The following is a 21,257-nucleotide window of genomic DNA, read 5'->3' on the forward strand; positions in this document are numbered from 1 at the left end:
AGCCTTACGGGATGGGCCCCGCTGTTTCACGCAAGATTTCTCGTGCCCCGCGCTACTCAGGATGCCACTAGGCTTCAATCGTCAGTCGTGTACGGGGTTTTCACCCTCTATGACCGCCTTTTCCAAGGCGTTCCACTTGACTCTATCTTGCCACGTCGTGGTCCTACAACCCCCGTGTCGCCTAGACGACATGGGTTTGGGCTCTTCCGTGTTCGCTCGCCACTACTTACGGAATCATTGTTTATTTTCTCCTCCTATGGGTACTTAGATGTTTCAGTTCCCCACGTTCGCCTCCCTTACGGGATGGCAGGCCTTCAGCCTGCCGGGTTGCCCCATTCGGATATCCCGGGATCAACGGCTATTTGCGCCTCCCCCGGGCTTTTCGCAGCTTATCACGTCCTTCGTCGCCTCCGAGAGCCAAGGCATCCACCGTCTGCCCTTGCTTACTTTCTCTCACCTCGTACTTGACGCACGGGTTGATATATCTTAAGCTCGCTCTACTTGTTTCTTCTTTTTGATGTCCAACATGTCAAAGATCCTCTTTCCCTCGCGGGATATGTGGAGAATAACGGATTCGAACCGTTGACCCTCTGCGTGCAAGGCAGATGCTCTAGCCAGCTGAGCTAATCCCCCTCATTCGGAGTAGTCCCAGGCAGAGTTGAACTGCCGACCTCTACATTATCAGTGTAGCGCTCTAACCAACTGAGCTATAGGACTGTCAACTTTGCCAAGACTTACGTCCCAGCGTCATTTTTTTCTCTCCGACCGGCCTCCCGGTCTGTAAGATCTATATATAAACATAATCTCAACAGCAGCACAAGGGATCAATACCTCGTATGACCTCGGTACGGAATCCTTCGCTCCAGAAAGGAGGTGTTCCAGCCGCACCTTCCGGTACGGCTACCTTGTTACGACTTAGCCCCAGTCACCAGTTTTACCCTAGGCCGATCCTTTCGGTTACGGACTTCAGGTACCCCCGGCTCCCATGGCTTGACGGGCGGTGTGTACAAGGCCCGGGAACGTATTCACCGCGCCATGGCTGATGCGCGATTACTAGCGAATCCAGCTTCACGGAGTCGGGTTGCAGACTCCGATCCGAACTGAGACGTGGTTTGGGGATTCGCTCCCTGTCGCCAGGTGGCCTCCCTTTGTCCACGCCATTGTAACACGTGTGTCGCCCCGGATGTAAGGGCCGTGCTGATTTGACGTCATCCCCGCCTTCCTCGCAGCTTACGCTGGCAGTCCCACCAGAGTCCTCAGCTTTACCTGTTAGTAACTAGTGGCAAGGGTTGCGCTCGTTATGGCACTTAAGCCGACACCTCACGGCACGAGCTGACGACAACCATGCAGCACCTCGCAAACGGCTATTGCTAGAAAAGGTGTTTCCACCTCGGTCCGAATGCGTTCAAACCCGGGTAAGGTTCCTCGCGTATCATCGAATTAAACCACATGTTCCTCCGCTTGTGCGGGCCCCCGTCAATTCCTTTGAGTTTCACCGTTGCCGGCGTACTCCCCAGGTGGATCACTTAACGCTTTCGCTGTGCCGCTTACAGTGTATCGCAAACAGCTAGTGATCATCGTTTACTGCGTGGACTACCAGGGTATCTAATCCTGTTTGATCCCCACGCTTTCGTGCATCAGCGTCAGTAATGGCTTGGCAGGCTGCCTTCGCAATCGGGGTTCTGCGTGATATCTATGCATTTCACCGCTACACCACGCATTCCGCCTGCCTCAAACATACTCAAGCCCCCCAGTTTCAACGGCAATTCTATGGTTGAGCCACAGACTTTCACCGCTGACTTAAAAGGCCGCCTACGCACCCTTTAAACCCAATAAATCCGGATAACGCTCGGATCCTCCGTATTACCGCGGCTGCTGGCACGGAGTTAGCCGATCCTTATTCATAAGGTACATACAAAACGGGACACGTCCCGCACTTTATTCCCTTATAAAAGAGGTTTACGATCCATAGAACCTTCATCCCTCACGCGACTTGGCTGGTTCAGCCTCTCGGCCATTGACCAATATTCCTCACTGCTGCCTCCCGTAGGAGTTTGGTCCGTGTCTCAGTACCAATGTGGGGGACCTTCCTCTCAGAACCCCTATCCATCGTCGGTTTGGTGGGCCGTTACCCCGCCAACTGCCTAATGGAACGCATGCCTATCTATCAGCGATGAATCTTTAGCAAATATCCCCATGCGGGGCCCCTGCTTCATGCGGTATTAGTCCGACTTTCGCCGGGTTATCCCCCTCTGATAGGTAAGTTGCATACGCGTTACTCACCCGTGCGCCGGTCGCCGGCGGGTATTGCTACCCCCGCTGCCCCTCGACTTGCATGTGTTAAGCCTGTCGCTAGCGTTCATCCTGAGCCAGGATCAAACTCTTCGTTGTTTAAATTGTTTCATTATCCTCGCTCCGGAATCCGTTATTGTAGTCCAAAGTCATACTTCTTTGACGGTATCAATCCGGAAAATTAATTTCCCTATACTTGTACTACTTGTTGAATTATGTAAATCTCTCAAAGAACTCTCTCGCTATCGTTTCTCGATTGCGGCTGCAAAGGTAAGGACTTTTTTTTAATCTCCAAATTTTTCGGTGAAAAATTCTCGATTTATTTTCTCTCGTCGATCTCCGGGCGGTTGGAAATTATCGCTTGGCCCAGCCAACCTCATCCCCTACCCAAGGATACCTCCACGTTTCCATCATTTCTGAAGCGCCGTTCTCTCTCGAATGCGGGTGCAAAAGTAATGCTATAAAACATACGGTCCAAATTTATCGGGCATTATTTTTTAGGCTTTTTTTCACGAGGGGGATTGCGTACATTAAATAATACGTGATGCTCTTTTTTAACTTACGAGTCACCGCGTGTACCGAAAACAGGGCTCTCACGAGTGCTTTTACACGTATAAAAACGATAAACAGGGTCCTAGCGACGAGAGGAAATCACACGGGAAAAACGGCTTTCTGCTCATGGAATCACGAGAAAATCGCTCTGTACACGTGCTTTTGGGCCACGTAAATGTGAGTTTAGGCCGATTATATCGCCCCAAAGACTAAAAAAGGGCTAAGAGAACAGTATTACATAAACAACTGTCTATCTATACTTTAAGACATCAAGAAAATCTTCAAAAAAAATCACAGGGCGCATTAGGGCGCATCTTTACGTGTTCGCAAAAACATTTTACAAAAAAAATATATTACTCCATCTATATAATAAGTAAGACGCTAATTTTTTTATAATATAAAAGTTTTACAAACCTCGCAAAGATGCGCCCTTTGCGCCCTGAACCATCCCCTACCAACTTATCCGGGATACAAAAAAAGCCTATGGGACACGGCCGTAAAGTCATTGAGATAACACCTCTATCCCATTGACTTTACCACCGTTTCCCATTGAGATACTATCGCAAACCCGACACTTCAAGAAGGGATAATCATTCCCCAGATAGGCGTCTTGACCATGAACACGAATAGTTCGCTCGCAACTGAACTGAACCGCACCATCGTCCCGTTAATCGCTACCCGTCCCATGATAGGGACAAATCCGTTCTTCTCCTTGCTGCCGTTCACATAGATTTGACTTCTCCCAATATCCACAATTTGCCCCTACCTTCTTCATATTCAATTTTAATTGCGCCAATCTGGGCTTTTTATAAGGTTATTACGGAGATTTTCCGTAAATTTGTAGAAATAAGACAGCCAATAATATTTATAAAAATATGCGAGAAAAACTCTCCTATCCTGTTAGGATCATCATATCCTTACTATCCATTTTTCTCTGGAGCTTTCCGGCAGAAGGGCAGGATAGTGAAAGCTTAAAAAAGCAATTGGATCAAAAGCTAAACTCTTTCGCAAGGCAATATGTGTCTTCACGCACCATTAAGATTGACTCCATCCTCATACAGAAGAAGAAAGTCACGCTTTTCGCCAATGAAGCTTTGGAGGACATCCCTTTTCGGGAATATAACGTTTCTGAGCTTTACGCAAGTATAGCTCCCCTATTCCCCAATGCCTCCAAGATCGTCATCTTGACCCGAGATACAGACATTGAGAGCTTGATTCCCGAATACGACAGAAAAGGACGTCCCAACAAAAAGAGGCTATACTCCATTAAAGAGAGTAAATACCCGCTAACCCGTAGCCTATCCACCCCTCATGAGATAAAAAACGGATTACAAAACCGTCATATCGCCCTTTGGCAAAGCCATGGTTTATATTACGCCCAGACCGCCCATCGCTGGGAATGGCAACGGGCTCGCATGTTCGGCACCGTGGAGGACTTATTTACGCAGAGTTTTGTTCTTCCTTATCTGACCCCGATGCTTGAAAACGCAGGAGCGACTATTCTTATCCCCCGGGAAAGGGACACTCAAATACACGAAATCATTATCGACAATGATCGCTCTACTCCGGGATCCGAGTATAAGGAATTGGATGGAGAGAAAGCTTGGTCGGATGGGGAGAAAGCCGGATTTGGGCATATTCAAGCTACTTATACGAATGGGGAGAACCCTTTTACGCAAGGTACCTATCGGCAGACGGTCACACAGAGGAAAGGAAAAGAAAGTCTCATCGAGTGGATTCCCGAAATTCCGGAATCGGGGAATTACGCGGTCTATGCCTCCTATCAATCTTTTCCGAACAGCACAGAGCAGGCACTGTATACCATCCATCATGCCGGAGGGGAAACCACAATCGCCGTCAATCAAACAATGGGGGGTGGGACTTGGATCTATCTGGGAAACTTCAAATTCACGGCACATGAACAAGCCCATGAGAGAATCGTATTAACGAATCAAAGCAATAAATCGGGAAAGATTATCACGGCAGACGCAATCAAGATCGGTGGCGGCATGGGGAACATCGCACGTAGCCCGCTAGAAAGTCCCTATCCGATAGAAGCAGAGACAAGTGGGTATCCACGGTTTACCGAGGCGGCCCGATATTGGCTACAATGGGCGGGAATACCGGATAGTATCTATTCGAAAAGCGCTTTCCGCAATGATTATCAAGACGACATTTACGCACGTCCCCAATGGGTTAATTATTTAAAAGAACAGACCCATATCCCTATCGACATGGCCTTCGCATTCCATTCCGACGCAGGAACCACCCCGGATGACTCAATTATAGGGACACTCGGCATCTATATGTCTAAAAGCAACGACGGAATCTACACCAACCGGAAAAGCCGGGAGATCGCCAGAGACCTAACCGACATGATCCAAACACAGATCCTGTCCGATGTCCGCAAGGTTTACAATCCTCAATGGAGCCGCCGGGGCATGTGGAATCAATCTTATATAGAGGCACGTATTCCCGATGTCCCAACGATGCTATTAGAATTACTATCCCATCAAAACTTCGCCGATATGCGTTACGGGTTAGACCCACGCTTCCATTTCCTTATCTGTAGGGCGATCTATAAAGGGATGCTCCGTTATATCTGTTTCCAGAATAAACAGGAGCCTATCGTACAACCGCTCCCACCCGATCGTCTGTATACGGAGCTCGTAGAAACGAATAAAGTGAGAATCGGCTGGAAAGCCGTACAGGATACTCTTGAGGAGAGTGCCTCACCAACCGCCTATATCCTTTATAGTCGAAAAGGCAGCGGTGGATTCGATAACGGGACGCTCGTAAAAGGAGAAGAAATCATTCTTCCAATTGAGGCGGGTATTATCCATAGTTATAAGGTAGCTGCCGTAAATAAGGGAGGCATCAGTTTCCCTTCCGAGATCGTAAGTGTTTACCGGTCTCCTAAAGGTGAAAAGGATAAGACGGTATTGATCGTCAATGGATTCGACAGGATCAGCGGTCCAGCCAGTTTCGAGAGTGCGGCGGATAGTTTAGCCGGCTTTCTTTATGCCGTCGACCGGGGAGTGCCTTATCTGAATGATATCGCATTTATCGGGGATCAATTCGAATTCCGCCGTTCCGCCACATGGAACAGCAATGATAATAACGGGCATGGGGATAGTTACAACAATTACGCAGGCCAAGTCATAGCGGGCAATACCTTCGATTATCCTTTCATACATGGGCAGGCCATGGCCGAAACCGGTTATTCCTTTGTTTCATGTAGCCATAAATCTTTGGCCGAGGGAGTCGTAAAGCCGGATACGTATCCGATTATTGACTTGATTTTAGGAAAACAGCGCCAACCGGTTATCACTCCCGTTTTACAGGATACGCTTCGCAGCTACCTTGCCCAAGGCGGCAACTTGCTTGTAAGCGGGACGAATCTTTTCTCCGACAGCTGGGGCAACGCACAAGACCGTACGTTCGTCGAGGAGGTACTAAAAGGGAAGTTGGCTAGCCGTAATGCCAGCAAGGAGGGAATCGTAAACAGTTGCGCATCCCCTTACGGATATATAAACGGCAGATACACGTTCCGGACACGTCCGAACCCTATTTGCTACTCGATCGAGTCGGTAGACGGTGTACTTCCGGCGGATAAGCTCGCCCATACCATCTTGAGATATCCGGAGAACAATATCGGGGCGGGAATCGTTTATGAAGGGAAATATCGGACTTGTTCGCTCGGTTTCCCGTTTGAGGCACTTCAAACACCGTCGGAACGAAATCGACTCATGGAGTCCATCTTACGCTTTTTCTCCATTCAACAACAAAATAAAATACAGTATATACAATGAAACGAATCAATTGCTTTATCCCTTATGGAAAAATAGAGGCTACACGACAAACGGTAGCGCAATTGGCCGAGTCGTCCTTAGTGAGTCAGATCTATCTAATCACGGACGATCCCCACGCCAAGGCTATTTATCCCTGCAATTTAATCCGCACGGAGAATATATGGAGCACGAAGACCCTCCGGGAAATAGCCGGCTATGCCAGTGCCCATTATACGTTAATTTATACGAAGACTGAAGAGCTTCAATTAGGCATGTATGCCCTAGAGCGTTTTGTCGCCATCGCCGACGATACGAGATCCGGTATGGTTTACTCCGATTATTACGAGAAGAAGGAGGGCAAACTCAACCCCCATCCGGTGATCGATTACCAGAAAGGAAGTCTTAGGGATGATTTCAATTTCGGCTCCCTCCTACTCTATCGTTCTTCCACGCTACAAAACGCCATAGCCTCCATGGATACGGAATATACATTCGCCGGACTCTACGACTTGCGCTTAAAAGTCTCCCAAAACGCTCCGCTGACGCATATCAACGAATATCTATATACAGAAGTAGAGAATGATTTACGGAAATCCGGAGAGAAGATGTTCGACTATGTAGATCCCAAGAACCGCTTTGTACAGATCGAGATGGAAGCCGCCTGTACAGATCACCTAAAGATGATAGGCGGCTACTTGCCCCCTCATTTCAAGCCAGTCCGTTTTGACGAGCAGACATTTCAAACGGAAGCCTCCGTTATTATCCCTGTACGTAACCGTGTACGGACGATCGAGGACGCTATCCGTTCCGTACTGCGGCAAGAGGCGTCCTTCCCTTTCAACCTAATCATTATCGATAATCATTCCACGGATGGCACCTCCGAGCGAATCCAAGCGATCGCCGCCACGGACCCTCGTATTATCCATATCCAGCCGGAGCGTGACGACCTTGGCATCGGAGGTTGCTGGAACATAGGCATACACCATCCGGCTTGCGGCAAGTTCGCCATCCAATTGGACAGTGATGACGTATACAGCGACGAGCATACCCTGCGTAAGATCGTGGAAGCCTTCTACGAGCAGCGATGCGCTATGGTGGTCGGAACCTACCGAATGACCGATTTCGATATGCGAACCATCCCGCCCGGAATTATCGACCATAAAGAATGGACTCCCGAGAACGGCCGCAATAACGCCCTCCGCATCAACGGGCTTGGAGCGCCCCGGGCCTTTTACACGCCCCTGCTGCGGAAACTGAACCTCCCGAACACCAGTTACGGAGAGGATTACGCCCTCGGCTTGCGCATCAGCCGCGAGTACCCGATCGGGCGGATCTACGACGTGCTGTACCTTTGCCGCCGTTGGGAAGATAACTCCGACGCCTCATTGGATGTCGTAAAAATGAACAACCATAATATATATAAGGATAAAATCAGGACTTGGGAACTCGAGGCCCGCTTAAACATGGAAAGACAATGAAACCAAACAACTGGGTCAGCTCATCGCAAGCGACCGAATTATTAGCCAAGCAACTCGTGACATGGCCATTGGCCGAGAAGAACTATAAGGCGCTGGAGGCCGTGCAAGTAAAATCCTTCGATATGGGAGGGTTCTCGATACGTGCGCAATTCAATCCCGCCCGTATTGTTTCCACCGGGGCCAAGGTAGATGCCCGATCCCTAAAAGAACGCAAGTGCTTCCTATGCCCCGAGAATCTGCCGGTGGAACAGGAGCGACTGCCTTTCGGCTTTCGCCATCTGGTATTGTGCAACCCCTACCCGATCTTCCCCCTGCATTTCACGATCCCTACCCGGAAACATACTCCGCAACTGATATTGCCGCAATGGAATGACTTCTTGGAACTGACAAGGAGACTCGCTCCCTTCACCGTCTTCTACAATGGACCCCGTAGCGGAGCCTCGGCACCGGATCATGCCCACTTCCAAGCGGTGACACGAGGCATCATGCCGCTGGATGAAGAGGTAACCCAATTTATACGGCACCCGTATGCGAGCGTATACGACACCCGTATATTCCCGCTCACCGGAAACCTCCGCCCCGGCCTCGTCATCCAAGCCGCCACCGCCGAGGCCGCCACCCGGCTCTTCAAGGAGATCTACGCCGCCCTGCCGCTTCCCCCCGGCGAGCCCGAGCCGATGATGAATATCTTCGGCTCCTATTACGATAATAATTGGGTAATCACGGTTATCCCTCGTAAACGCCACCGCCCGTGGCAATACGAGGCCGAGGGCGACGACCATCTCCTGTCCAGCCCGGGAGCTGCCGATATCGGAGGTCTTTTCATCACCCCTTTAGAAAAAGATTTCAAGAAGATCAACCCGGAGCTTCTGCGAGATGTTTACCAACAAGTATGCCTCAGCGACCGGGACGTAGAGGAAATTTTCGTACATTTGTCATCTAATTAGTTTTCAATAGATATGAAACAATTCTTTAAAATGATGTTTGCCTCAACGCTAGGCGTTATGTTGGCAATGGGAATAATCCTGACGGTATTGATATCCATGACTATAGGATATATCGCCACCGTAGGTAGCACACCTGATTACACCCCCAAGAGCAATACGGTATTCAAGATCAAGCTAGACGGGACGCTGGCGGATAACCCGACGGAGAATCCATTCTCCGCCTTGATGGGCGACAAGGAAAACATGCTGTCACTGAAGGACCTGCTCGAGACGATCCGGATAGCGAAACAGAATGACAAGATCGCGGGGATTTATATCGAATCGGGGCTTCTCTCCTCGGGTAGCGCCAGCTTGGAGGCAATCCGCCGATCGCTGATAGACTTCAAGGAAAGCGGCAAGTTCGTGGTAGCTTACGCCGATAATTTCACGCAAGGGAATTACTTCCTTTGTTCCGTAGCCGATAAGGTATTCTTGAATCCGCAAGGCATCCTTGAATTGACGGGACTCGCCTCGCAAACCCTATTCTACAAAGGACTGATGGATAAGGTAGGTATCGAGATGCAGATTTTTAAGGTAGGTACCTACAAAGGTGCCGTGGAGCCTTTTATGCTGGATAAGCTGAGCGAGGCGAACCGGGAGCAAATCCAATCGTATATCTCCACCATCTGGGATAATATAGCCGAAGGCATCGCCGAATCACGCGGCATCAGCGTGAACGATATCAACCATTACGCCAATGAGGGGCTTTTCTTCGCGGACCCTGTGAAAACGGTAGAATGTGGCTTTATAGACGAATTGAAGTATAAGCCGGAGGTAGAAGCATACGTCAAAGAGCTAGCCGGACAAAATGGAGAGAAACTGAGATCGGCCAACTTAGCTCAAATGAAAACCCTCAAGGCCTCACCCACCAAAAACGCCCCGGAGATAGCCGTACTTTACGCCGAAGGCGAGATTAAGGCGCAAACACCCGGCAACTTTTACGATATCGAACAAAGTATCACGGAGAAAATGGCCGATGAGCTTATCAAGCTAAAAAACAATGATGACGTGAAAGCCGTGGTATTCCGTGTGAATTCCCCGGGAGGTAGCGCTTATATATCCGAGCAGATATGGCGTCAAGTTGTCGAGTTGAAAAAGGTGAAACCTGTGGTCGTTTCCATGGGCAACGTAGCTGCCTCGGGAGGCTACTATATCTCATGCGCCGCTAATAAGATCATCGCCGAACCGAATACGTTGACCGGCTCCATCGGCATCTTCGGCATGTTCCCGAACGCCTCCGGATTATTCGGGAAACTAGCGTTGACCACGGACATCGTAAAGACGAACACATTCTCGGACTTAGGAGACCTCTCCCGTCCCATGACCGAGAGTGAGAAAGCACTGATACAGGGATACGTGGAAAGAGGCTACCAAACGTTCCTTTCCCGCTGCGCCGAAGGTAGAGGTATGACTACCGAAGCGGTCAACGCTATCGGACAAGGACGGGTCTGGACGGGTGAGCAAGCGAAAGAAAGAGGTTTGGTCGATGAGCTGGGCGGTATTGAATTAGCTATAAGCACAGCGGCGGGGTTGGCTGATCTGGATCAGTATAGCGTAACTACCGTCAGCGGTTCCAAGAATTTCTTGGACGAGTTCTTGGAAAGCCAGTTCGGAGAGGTGAAACTCTCTATCGTCAAAAATGTATTGGGTAATGAGTTCGAGTACTTCAAGACGTTGAATAATATCAAGACGAATTGCGGAATCCAAGCTCGTATGCCTTACGATATGAAACCGTTATAATAACTGGACCATGCTGACAGATCATACGATTAAGTTCAATAAACTCCTCACTCCATTCTCTTTCCTTTATGGAATCGGGGTGAGATTCAGGAATCAGCTGTTCGACTGGAAAGTCCTTCGGACAGAGCGGTATGATCTGCCTATTATTTGCGTGGGGAACCTGACTGTCGGGGGGACCGGAAAAACTCCTCATACGGAATACATCATCCGTTTGATAAAAGACCGATACCGGGTAGCTGTACTCAGCCGTGGCTATAAACGGAAAACCTCCGGTTTCTTGCTGGCCGATCAGCGAAGTACCAGCAAGGATATCGGTGACGAGCCGTACCAAATGAAACGTAAGTTTCCGGATATTCTCGTTGCCGTAGACGCTGATCGCCGCAGGGGTATCCGCAATCTATTGGCTCTGCCAGAGAATAAGCGCCCGGAAGTGATCGTGCTGGACGATGCCTTTCAACATCGATACGTCGCCCCCACGCTGAACATCCTTTTAACCGATTGCCACCGTCTTTATACACAAGATAAGCTCTTGCCCGCAGGCCGTTTAAGGGAACCTGTGGATGGCGCTCGACGTGCGGACGTGATCATTGTCACGAAATGTGAGTCATGTATACAACCTATAGACTTCCGGATCATAGAGGAGGATATACATCTCTCAGCTTATCAAGAGCTCTATTTCAGCCGTATTCTTTACGGGGAGCTGGAACCCGTCTTTTCCGGTAAAGCCCCCAGACGCACATTAAAAGGGCTGGCCTCTACTACAGAGGTTTTATTGGTATCCGGTATCGCATCCCCGGCACCTCTCGAAAAAGAGATCCATAAATATACGGAGCATGTCACCTCATTGATCTTTCCGGATCATCACGCCTTCGATCGGCATGACATCCAGAAAATACAAACGGCCTTCAAGCGGTTGACTTCTACAAGTAAATTGATAATCATCACGGAGAAAGATGCCGCCCGACTCCGTGACCTTCCTTCGCTTCCCATGGAATGGTTTTCTCATTTATATTGTTTGCCTATTACGGTGGGTTTCTGTATGGACCGGGAAAAACAATTTCAAGAATTAATAGTTAAACATATTGATACAAGAATAAAGAATCATCCTATATTACGTTAACAATCTTATGAGCAATAGAACAGAAATATCGACTTTGGGAGAGTTCGGGTTAATCCGTCATCTCACCGATAAAATAGAACTTAAAAATCCGAGTACGTTGAAAGGTGTTGGTGACGACGCAGCCGTACTAGATTACACAGACAAGCAAGTATTGGTTACGACAGACCTTTTGCTGGAAGGTATTCATTTCGATTTGATGTATGTGCCGTTGAAACATCTCGGCTATAAATCCGCAGTCGTAAACTTCTCAGATATTTACGCCATGAACGGCCGCCCGAAACAGATTACGGTATCATTGGGTATTTCCAAACGTTTCTGTGTAGAAGATCTCGAAGAATTCTACGAGGGCATTAAACTCGCTTGTGATATCTACGATGTAGATCTCGTTGGTGGCGACACTTCCGCCTCACGCACAGGGTTAGCGATCAGCATCACTTGCCTAGGCGAGGGAGAAAAAGGCAAAGTTGTCTATCGAAACGGAGCCAAGGAGACCGATCTTATTTGCGTGTCCGGCGATTTAGGGGCCGCCTACATGGGTCTCCAATTACTGGAACGGGAGAAAAGCATATTTAATGGGGAGAAAGATTTCACGCCCGATTTCTCTGGTAAAGAATATTTGTTGGAACGCCAATTAAAACCGGAAGCCCGCAAAGACATTGTCGAGGTTCTTGACCAAGCAGGAATCGTTCCGACCTCCATGATGGATATCTCCGACGGCCTCTCTTCGGAGTTGCTTCATATATCTAAAGAAAGTAATGTAGGTTGCCGAGTTTACGAAGATCGTATTCCTATCGATTACCAAACCGCAGCCATGGCAGAGCAGTTTAACATGAATCTGATAACCGCAGCATTGAATGGAGGTGAGGATTATGAACTCTTATTCACTGTTCCTTTAGCAGATCATGATAAGGTGTCGGAAATGAAAGGTATTAAGGTGATCGGTCATATAACAAAGCCGGAGTTAGGCAATTATCTTGTCGGTCGTGACGGAGGTGAAGTCGAGCTTAAGGCGCAAGGTTGGAACTCACTAAACTAAAAAGAAATATCCGCTCTGAATTCACGAATGCAAAGCGGTCCGTCTCATTTTTATTGGGGGACGGACCGTTTTCCTATTATTTCACTTCAATGGATCCTAAATAATTATAGAAGAGTTCAAAATCACTTATCTTCAAGAAAGGTAAGTGATAAACATCCATCTTTATAATTTGCGCCTCTATAGCCATTTTCCCATACAAATCAGCCAAAGACATACTCTTTATATCACCGTTATGATAGACCTTATTCTTTTTCTCGGGAAGCTGTACCTTTTTATCCAAGAAACGGATATAAGTATAAGAAGTAGCCAGCGGCTTATTATAAGTAGGCACTTTTCCGACTTTCCTCATATCATAAAACCCTTTCGCACGAGCCGTCTCACAAGGGACATTCATGAACTCTGGTATATTCACAAATCGAAAGGCACAATCATCCCATTTACAAAAGCCAATCTTAGCCAACGCATCCGGCTGGTCTGTCTTAATTTGTGGGCACCACAACCCTTTTAATGGAAAGATCTGCTTATCCATATCATATTGTAACATCTCCGACTGACTCTCAATACGAAACACCTTACTAAAATCAACGTCCCCTAACGCCTTTTCCAATTTAGCGGCATATTCTTTCTTAAGATCCGCCATAGTAAATGGATCCGCTTGATTTTTCTCTACCAGATTCTTGTCACAATGAGCCATATACCTTACTATCACATCGTCATCAACTGTCACATTATTTAATTTAAGCGCATAAACAAATAAGAGATCGGACGTTAAATCGACCACACCCTCAACTTCGCTTTTAAAATATTCCGAAACAATATTCCCTTGACTAAGCGCATCATTAATATTTATACAAAGACGCCGTCCATCCAGTTCTACCACGACAAGAGGATGCGTTTCTACCTCAGAATAAACGCCCATACCCTCAAAGAGTTTCTTATCGTAATCTGGAATATCAACGATCACCGCCTCTTGACTAGCCAGATTCTCTTTCGGCATCGTAGAAATCTTCCCATCCTTTGTAAACGTCCTAACAAACAAATATCCGGAAACCTTAGGGACACCAAACATAATCTTATCCCCTTTTTTATACACTTTCCCATCACAGGCAGACACCGCATCACGAGTTCCTATCCCAGCAGCAGCAAATGCCAAACATACCCAACTTAAAACAATACTCCAAATTACTTTCTTCATATCTATAGCTTATTAATCATTCTCTACCCGCTTCCAAAAATAAGTAAAAATCCATATTTATCTACACGCTCCCCCTATTTACCCTGCTTATAGCAGCTAATTCCACCTCTACCCTCAAATATTTTCAAAAAATCCACCGCCACCTATTGCATATATCAAAAAAGTCCGTATCTTTGCACCCGTAATCGAAACAACGATATACAAAACGACATGATGGTGCCATAGCTCAGTTGGTAGAGCAAAGGACTGAAAATCCTTGTGTCCCCGGTTCGATTCCTGGTGGCACCACTTTTTAAGAAGGCAAAACGATGTAAATCCCTGAATTTCAAAGAAGTTCGGGGATTTTTCTTTTCCAAGAGTAAGCAAAATTAGTGGGATTGAAGCAAACTATACGTCCTTATTCAAGGGACTGTTTTTAAAAGCCCGGAATGTTCCACTGCGAGGTATTTACTTCATTCTTTTACAGCACGTTGCACTATTTTACATAACAGGGTTCTCGGTTCGATTTCCTAACTTTGTATCATTAAAAATCGAACCGTATGGAAAGAAAAAGATTCAGCGTGTTGTTCTTCATCAAGCGTAGCAAACTGTTAAAAAACGGGGAAGCACCCGTGCGTGTGCGTGTCACTTATGACCGCCTATACGTGGAACTTCAACTAAAGCGGAGCGTAAAAGTCCCACTCTGGTCGCAGGAAAAAGAGAAATCGACAGGCAAAGACCGAAACTCCGTAGAACTTAACCATTACATTGACGCCCTGCGTGTGAAATTCTATCAGATTTACCAAGACTTGGAACTGGAGGGAAAGATTATCTCCGCACGTGCCATAGTGAACCGCTATCAGGGAAAGGACGAAACTTTCAAGACATTATATAATGTATTCAAGGAGCATAACGACAACTGCCGGAAGCTAATCGGGACGGACTATGCCGACATCACCGTAAGACGTTACGACAATTGCCTTAAATACCTCATGGAACTGGTTAAACGGGATTACAAGGTAGATGATATGCTGTTGCGTGAGGTAAACGGGGAACTGGTACGCAAATTCGATTTATACCTAAAGACGGAGAAGCATTGCGCACAGAATACCGTTATCCGGTACATGAAATGTTTTAAGAAAGTGATAAACCTTGCCATTGCCAACGAGTGGCTGACAAAGAACCCGTTTGCAGGAATCAAGTTTCACGAGGTGGAGGTAAACAAACAGTTCCTAAGCCAAGCCGAGATAAACCGGATATGGCAGAAAGAGTTCAGGATTGAACGGCTGGAACTGGTACGGGATGTCTTTATCTTCTGCGTATATACCGGGCTGGCATTCATAGACGTGTATAACTTGCGCCCCGAACACATTTCAGAGGACAGCAACGGCAACCTGTGGATAGTGAAACCCCGTGAAAAGACAAACAACCTCTGTAACATCCCACTTTTGAGCATTCCCAAACAGATACTTGAAAAGTATAAGGATAACCCTTACTGCATGGATAAAGGAACTTTGTTGCCCGTTCCCTGCAATCAGAAGATGAACAGCTACCTGAAAGAGATTGCCGACCTTTGCGGTATTAAAAAGAACCTGACTACGCACACAGCCCGGCACAGTTTCGCTTCGGTTATCGCACTGGCTAACAACGTGTCACTGCCGAACGTGGCTAAAATGCTGGGGCATTCATCCACCCGAATGACGCAGCACTACGCAAAGGTATTAGACCAAACGATATTAAGGGATATGCAAGCCGTTGAGAAGCAGCTATCCGTATAAGCACGAAGAAGCCAGCAACACAGTTTTCAAGAAACCGTGATTGCTGGCTTTCAATCAAACAATATAGAAAACAAGACAGCAATATTTCAATACTTCAATATTTCAATCTTTCAAGAAAGCAAGACATCAATAAAACAAGATTTCATGTTTTCAAGATTTCATTTTCTGTAATGCCTTTCCAGCAGGTCTAAAATCTCGCTTTCCCGGTAGATGATTTTTCCCGGAAGCTGCACGTAGCCCAGCAGCCCCGTGTCCCTGTAATCCTGCAACGTCCGTTTGCTGATGCAAAGCCGCTTGCACACTTCATCGCCCGTCAGGTAGTGTTCACCGTTCAATACCGGGCGATAGTTCATTACCACGTACTCCATGTTTTCCAGTACCCTGTCAAGGGAGGAAAATAGTACCAACGTGGTTTCGGAATCTTTCGTTATCAAATCCATACGCCTACTTTTTAGAATTGTCCCTTACTTGGTCGAGCAGAAAGGCTTCCACGTCCGAAGCCTTGTAGTAAATCTTGCCGTTTATCTGCGAGTAAGGCAGTTTTCCCGTGTCACGGTAGGTCTGTATCGTCCGGGCTGAAACGTTCAGCAGGCGGCAAGTCTCGCAGTTATCCAGCCACTTGTCACGCTTCCTGCGTAAAGGCACGCAGAGCGCATCCACACGACCCACAAAATTTTCAAACCTCTGTTTCCATAGTTCAAAGGTTTTCTTTTCAATCGTCACTATTTCCATAACCGATATATTTATTCTTGTCAATACTCCGTTTTTCTTCACTGGTGCAAATATATAAGGCTGAATGACTGGTTGTTTATCTCTGTCCGCAAATGACCTTGCGTGTCCGAAAATGGCTACCGCCAACCCAAGAACGGCATGAAAGAAACGAACCGATAACAAGAACTCCGGTTTTTCCCCACTCCCTAAATAAGGTAATGAACACAAAAACGTTTTCTATTTGCCGACATTAATTTGGTGCAGAGCGAAGCAAAGCGATTCCAAACGGCTGACGCTTTGTTTTTTACCGATTTTTCTTATTTTATTTGTGGTGCTAATTCAAAAAACAAGCACCTATGAACAATCCTTTCGAAGAAATTTTCAAGCGGCTGGAGAACATCGAAAAGATGATTGCCCCGGTCATGGGCACACAGCCCGAAGAACGGCAGGACGGAAAAGAGCCTGTGTTAGTCAAAATATCCGTTGCCAGCGGCATAACCGGGTATTCGGTCAATTACCTGTATCATTTAGCCAGCAAGGGAATGATACCGTGTGTCAAGCGTGGGCGTACCCTGCGTTTCGACATGGAGGAACTCAAAAAGTGGATGCAGCAGCAGTATGTCCCGGCTTCTAACAGACTTCCCGATGAAAAAGAAAAGAAGTGATGATGCACGGCATATCGAGGGCTGGCAGTCAAAGAACGAGCGCATCGAAAGCCTGTTGAACGTCCTGTATGATTTCCGGTTCAACACCGTAAAGAGCCGGACGGAATACCGGACTGCGGGTTCTTCGGACTTGTACCAGCCCGTTACAAAATTCGCCCTGAACACTTTCAGGCGCAGGCTGGACGCAACGGCTGACATTGCCACCTCGACCGACAACATACGTATGATACTGGAAAGCGACTTCGCAAGAAAGGCTCACCCCATACAGGAGTATTTCAACGCCCTACCCCTACTGAATCCAGCCGAACACGGACATATCGGCAGGCTTCTGAACACGGTACAGGTAGCCAATCCCGGCAAATGGGAGGAATATTTCACGAAATGGCTTATCGGTGTGGTAGCCAACGCGATGAACGACACGGGATGTCAGAACCATACCTGTCTGGTACTGACCGGGGACAGGCAGGGGCAGTTCAAATCGTGGTGGCTGGACAACCTTTGCCCGACACCGCTTAAGAACTACCTGTTCACCGGGAAGATAGACCCGCAGGGCAAAGACATCCTGACACTGATAGCCGAATACCTGTTCATCAACATTGACGACCAGCTAAAGGAACTCAACAAGCAGAATGAGAATGCATTGAAGAACCTTATCACCACTCCGGCGGTGAAGTACCGCAGACCGTATGATATTTACATCGAGGAATACCCGCACCTCGCCAGCTTCATGGCTTCGGTGAACGGCAACGAGTTCCTGACCGACCCGACAGGCAGCAGGCGTTTTTTGCCGTTCGAGGTGCTGCGCATAGACAAGCCCACGGCAGAAAGCATCCGCATGGATAACGTCTATTCCGAAATCATGTACCTGTACCGTCAGGGCGTGCGCTACTGGTTCAATGATGCGGAGATTGAAGAACTGCACCTAACAAATGCGGAATTTGAGGTACAGACAATCGAGTTTGAGATGCTGACACAATACTTTGAGAAGCCGACAGAGGAGGAAGAAGCCCTGTTCTTCATGACAACGGCACAGGTACTCGCATACCTGCGTAATATATCCCCCGTCCAGCTATCCGAAAAAAGGCTGGGCGAATCATTGCGGAAAATCGGTTTCAAGCGGGTACAGAAGCGCATCAACAACAACCATTATCCGGTATATGGGTACAGGATAAAGCCCGTTCCGGCTTCCCGTACAGGGGATGATTACGGGTAGAACCGGAATGTAGTAGCTTCTACATATTGTCTGATATACACATAATAATCTAATAAACAACAGTTTACCAATCATGTAGTATGAAGTAAGATAGAATCCCAAACTTTTGGAAAATCCGGGAAAAAGAAAAAACGGCAATATAATATATAGAATATATTTATTCCTTTTTTAAAGGATAAATAATTACTATGTTACTACATGTACTACAATCCGTTGAAAAAGAAAAAGATAGATGTAGTAGTGTCCCGTGCTTCTTCTTACTCGCTTCTTGCTTCATTATTACTATCGTTAAATAAAAAAATAAAGATTATGACCTACAAGGAAGCCAACAATATCAGTATCAAGGATTACCTGAACTCTTTGGGAATCCAGCCCGTCACGGAAAAAGGAAGTTACGGGATGTACCGCAGCCCCTTACGGGAAGACAACACACCGAGTTTCAAGGTGGATTATAACGCCAATCTATGGTGTGACTACGGAACTGGCGAGGGCGGGACGCTCATCGACCTTGTGATGAAGCAGAACGGGTGTAACGCCTACGGTGCTATCTGCCGACTGGAGCAGGGCGACACTACCTCTTTTTCCTTTCACGGGAAAGACCTGCCCGAAAGGGACACGAAAAGGCAGGCAGCCAGCCCGATAGAGATACGCAGAATACAGCCGTTACAGAATCCGGCACTCATGCGCTACTTGCAGGAAAGGGGAATTTCCCCCGGAACGGCAGCCCCATACGTGCAGGAAATGTATTACCGCATCGGTGGGAAGCCTTATTTTGCGCTGGCGTTCAAAAATGATTCAGGAGGTTACGAGCTTCGCAATCCCCGTTTCAAGGGCAGCACATCGAAAGACATCACCCACATAAGGCAAAAGGGAGAACCGAGAGATACCTGTTTCGTGTTCGAGGGCTTTATGGACTATCTTTCATTCCTCACTATCCGGCAGCGGGAAAGCCCGGGTATGCCCTGTACCGACTGGCAGGATTACGTTATCCTGAACTCCACCGCCAACGTAGATAAAGCCTTATATCCGCTGGCTGGTTACGGGCATATACACTGTATGCTTGACAATGACGAGGCAGGTAGGAAAGCGGTTGAAGCCATAAGGCAGGAATACAAATGGCGTGTACGTGACGCATCACACCTGTACAGCGGTCACAATGACCTGAACGACTATTTGCGTAGCCTTAAAGTGAAGCAATCCCAAGATTTGTCAGTTACCGACAAGCCCCAGCCGGAGCATGATAACAGACAAAATCCGGGTGAAAAAAGAAAGAGAGGGCTAAGGATGTGACCTGCAAGGCTGGCGGCATGAACCGACGGCAGGCTGTGTGATTAGGGAGAGCAAGGTTATGTTTCGGTAGACCGAAACACCTTGATTTGCTTAACGCAAAGAAAATTTCTCCCGTTGGTCGCAATTTTTAAGATACCACCTAAAAGCAAAAACGTATGACAGGGATAAGGAACAAACCGGGAGGTCGCCCGGCAAAGAACCGAGTAAACAAATATCAAAAGGTAGTCAGCACGAAACTGACCGAGTTACAGTTCTACGCAATCAGAAAGCGAGCCGGGAAAGCCGGGCTGCGTGTCAGCGAGTACGTCCGGCAGGCTGTCGTTTCGGCAGAGGTGACGCCCCGGCTGAACAGGCAGGATGCGGACACTATCCGCAAGTTGGCAGGGGAAGCCAACAACATCAACCAGCTGGCGCACCGGGCGAATGCCGGAGGGTTCGCACTGGTGGCGGTGGAACTGGTGAAACTCAAAAACAGGATTGTCGAAATCATAAACCAACTGTCGGATGATTGGAAAAATAAAAAAGGGAAGCGGATTTAAGGGCTGCGTGAACTATGTACTCGGCAAGGAACAGGCAGCCTTGCTTCATGCGGAGGGAGTGTTAGCCGAAAGCAACCGGGACATCATACGCAGTTTCATACTGCAAGCCGGGATGAATCCCGACCTGAAAAAGCCTGTCGGACATATTGCGCTAAGCTATTCCCCGGTGGACGCACCCAAGCTGACAGACGGGAAAATGATACAGCTTGCGCAGGAGTACATGCGTGAAATGAAAATCACCGATACGCAGTACATCATCGTGCGCCACCAAGACCGGGAACATCCACACGTGCATATCGTGTTCAACCGCATAGACAACAACGGCAAGACCATTTCGGACAGGAACGACATGTACCGCAACGAGCAGGCATGCAAGAAGCTGAAAGCCAAACACGGGCTTTATTTCGCTAAAGGCAAGGAGCATGTAAAACAGCACCGTTTGAGAGAGCCGGACAAATCCAAATACGAGATTTACAATGCCGTAAAGGATGAAATCGGGAAATCAAGGAACTGGCAGCAGTTACAAACCCGGCTGGCAGAAAAGGGTATCGGGATTCATTTCAAGTACAGGGGACAGACTGGCGAAGTGCAGGGCATATCCTTTTCCAAAGGTGAATACACGTTCAAGGGTTCGGAGATAGACCGCAGTTTCAGTTTCTCCAAGCTGGATAAATGTTTCGGGGATGTAGAGCTGAACACTACCGGAAGCAACCGACAGACGGTTTCCGCACCTGTTCAGGAGCTATCGCAGACACCGGGCAAAGCCGACAGTCCGTTACTGGCAGGCTTGGGCGGTCTGTTCTCCGCCCCGTCCTCTCCGGCTGATGAAACGCCCGACAATCCCGGTGAAAGAAAAAAGAAGAAAAAGAAACGACACTTAAAATTATAGGAA

The 21,257-nt window shown here is 47.7% G+C and carries 15 protein-coding genes, 3 tRNA genes, 2 rRNA genes and 1 pseudogene (1 of these 21 running past the window's edge); 13 read left to right on the plus strand and 8 right to left on the minus strand.

Features of this window, described 5'->3' with window-relative positions:
* The 5 genes and pseudogenes from CI959_RS03095 to CI959_RS22060 form a co-directional block, all read right to left on the minus strand.
* Nucleotides 1–453: ribosomal RNA gene (locus CI959_RS03095) — 23S ribosomal RNA — on the minus strand (it extends 2,426 nt beyond the left edge of the window).
* A 106-nt stretch (nt 454–559) separates the two neighbouring features.
* A tRNA-Ala gene (locus CI959_RS03100) sits at nt 560–633 on the minus strand.
* Between the two features lie 10 nt (nt 634–643).
* A tRNA-Ile gene (locus tag CI959_RS03105) sits at nt 644–717 on the minus strand.
* A 149-nt stretch (nt 718–866) separates the two neighbouring features.
* Nucleotides 867–2,391, minus strand: a 16S ribosomal RNA gene (locus CI959_RS03110).
* The 16S and 23S rRNA genes sit together here with 2 tRNA genes alongside, the layout of an rRNA operon.
* Nucleotides 2,392–3,489: 1,098 nt before the next feature.
* A pseudogene (locus CI959_RS22060) lies at nt 3,490–3,600 on the minus strand (integrase); the annotation flags it as partial.
* A gap of 119 nt (nt 3,601–3,719) precedes the next feature.
* Between CI959_RS22060 and CI959_RS03120 the strand changes: the two are divergent.
* Genes CI959_RS03120 through thiL form a run of 6 tightly spaced genes read left to right on the plus strand, consistent with a single transcriptional unit; the run spans nt 3,720 to nt 12,995 of the window.
* Nucleotides 3,720–6,656, plus strand: a complete 2,937-nt coding sequence (locus CI959_RS03120; protein ID WP_057316806.1) for a hypothetical protein — start codon at nt 3,720–3,722, stop codon at nt 6,654–6,656.
* Entirely contained in the window at nt 6,653–8,113 is a 1,461-nt protein-coding gene (locus tag CI959_RS03125) for a glycosyltransferase family A protein (RefSeq protein ID WP_057316804.1), read from the plus strand. The genes CI959_RS03120 and CI959_RS03125 overlap by 4 nt, the downstream gene beginning before the upstream one ends.
* Nucleotides 8,110–9,060: a DUF4922 domain-containing protein gene (locus tag CI959_RS03130; protein ID WP_057316802.1), complete on the plus strand. Its 951-nt coding sequence runs from the start codon at nt 8,110–8,112 to the stop codon at nt 9,058–9,060. Before CI959_RS03125 ends, CI959_RS03130 begins: the two co-directional genes overlap by 4 nt.
* Nucleotides 9,061–9,090: 30 nt before the next feature.
* Complete coding sequence (gene sppA / locus CI959_RS03135) at nt 9,091–10,839, plus strand: signal peptide peptidase SppA (RefSeq protein ID WP_081033139.1); 1,749 nt, start codon at nt 9,091–9,093, stop codon at nt 10,837–10,839.
* A gap of 10 nt (nt 10,840–10,849) precedes the next feature.
* A complete protein-coding gene (gene lpxK, locus CI959_RS03140) occupies nt 10,850–11,959 on the plus strand; it encodes a tetraacyldisaccharide 4'-kinase (RefSeq protein WP_057316799.1) in 1,110 nt (369 codons plus the stop codon).
* Nucleotides 11,960–11,966: 7 nt separating this feature from the next.
* Nucleotides 11,967–12,995, plus strand: coding sequence for a thiamine-phosphate kinase (gene thiL, locus CI959_RS03145; protein WP_005858417.1), 1,029 nt, complete (start codon nt 11,967–11,969; stop codon nt 12,993–12,995).
* A gap of 76 nt (nt 12,996–13,071) precedes the next feature.
* On the opposite strand, the gene CI959_RS03150 is transcribed toward thiL, so the two are convergent.
* Nucleotides 13,072–14,190, minus strand: a complete 1,119-nt coding sequence (locus CI959_RS03150) for a DUF4852 domain-containing protein (RefSeq protein WP_057316798.1) — start codon at nt 14,188–14,190, stop codon at nt 13,072–13,074.
* Between the two features lie 215 nt (nt 14,191–14,405).
* Between CI959_RS03150 and CI959_RS03155 the strand changes: the two genes are divergently transcribed.
* Both CI959_RS03155 and CI959_RS03160 read left to right on the plus strand, forming a co-directional pair.
* Nucleotides 14,406–14,478: transfer RNA gene (locus CI959_RS03155), tRNA-Phe, on the plus strand.
* 251 nt (nt 14,479–14,729) lie between these two features.
* On the plus strand, nt 14,730–15,947 hold the full coding sequence (locus CI959_RS03160) for a site-specific integrase (protein WP_057316764.1): 1,218 nt from the start codon (nt 14,730–14,732) through the stop codon (nt 15,945–15,947).
* Between the two features lie 158 nt (nt 15,948–16,105).
* On the opposite strand, the gene CI959_RS03165 is transcribed toward CI959_RS03160, so the two are convergent.
* On the minus strand, nt 16,106–16,387 hold the full coding sequence (locus CI959_RS03165; protein ID WP_057316765.1) for a helix-turn-helix domain-containing protein: 282 nt from the start codon (nt 16,385–16,387) through the stop codon (nt 16,106–16,108).
* A 4-nt stretch (nt 16,388–16,391) separates the two neighbouring features.
* Nucleotides 16,392–16,679, minus strand: coding sequence for a helix-turn-helix domain-containing protein (locus CI959_RS03170; protein WP_057316811.1), 288 nt, complete (start codon nt 16,677–16,679; stop codon nt 16,392–16,394).
* A 335-nt stretch (nt 16,680–17,014) separates the two neighbouring features.
* On the opposite strand from CI959_RS03170, the gene CI959_RS03175 reads away from it, so the two are divergent.
* The 5 genes from CI959_RS03175 to CI959_RS03195 all read left to right on the plus strand — a co-directional run bounded on the left by CI959_RS03175 (nt 17,015) and on the right by CI959_RS03195 (nt 21,254).
* Nucleotides 17,015–17,323, plus strand: coding sequence for a helix-turn-helix domain-containing protein (locus tag CI959_RS03175; RefSeq protein ID WP_057316767.1), 309 nt, complete (start codon nt 17,015–17,017; stop codon nt 17,321–17,323).
* Nucleotides 17,304–18,536, plus strand: a complete 1,233-nt coding sequence (locus tag CI959_RS03180; protein WP_057316768.1) for a VapE domain-containing protein — start codon at nt 17,304–17,306, stop codon at nt 18,534–18,536. The genes CI959_RS03175 and CI959_RS03180 overlap by 20 nt, the downstream gene beginning before the upstream one ends.
* Before the next feature lie 309 nt (nt 18,537–18,845).
* Entirely contained in the window at nt 18,846–19,826 is a 981-nt protein-coding gene (locus CI959_RS03185) for a toprim domain-containing protein (RefSeq protein WP_172680039.1), read from the plus strand.
* Between the two features lie 155 nt (nt 19,827–19,981).
* Nucleotides 19,982–20,365: a MobC family plasmid mobilization relaxosome protein gene (locus CI959_RS03190; protein WP_057316770.1), complete on the plus strand. Its 384-nt coding sequence runs from the start codon at nt 19,982–19,984 to the stop codon at nt 20,363–20,365.
* Nucleotides 20,331–21,254, plus strand: a complete 924-nt coding sequence (locus tag CI959_RS03195) for a relaxase/mobilization nuclease domain-containing protein (RefSeq protein ID WP_057316771.1) — start codon at nt 20,331–20,333, stop codon at nt 21,252–21,254. Before CI959_RS03190 ends, CI959_RS03195 begins: the two co-directional genes overlap by 35 nt.
* The last annotated feature ends 3 nt before the right edge of the window (nt 21,255–21,257 follow it).

Origin of the sequence: Parabacteroides sp. AT13 (assembly GCF_002272965.1) — a bacterium.
GTDB classification, from domain to species: Bacteria; Bacteroidota; Bacteroidia; order Bacteroidales; family Tannerellaceae; genus Parabacteroides; species Parabacteroides distasonis.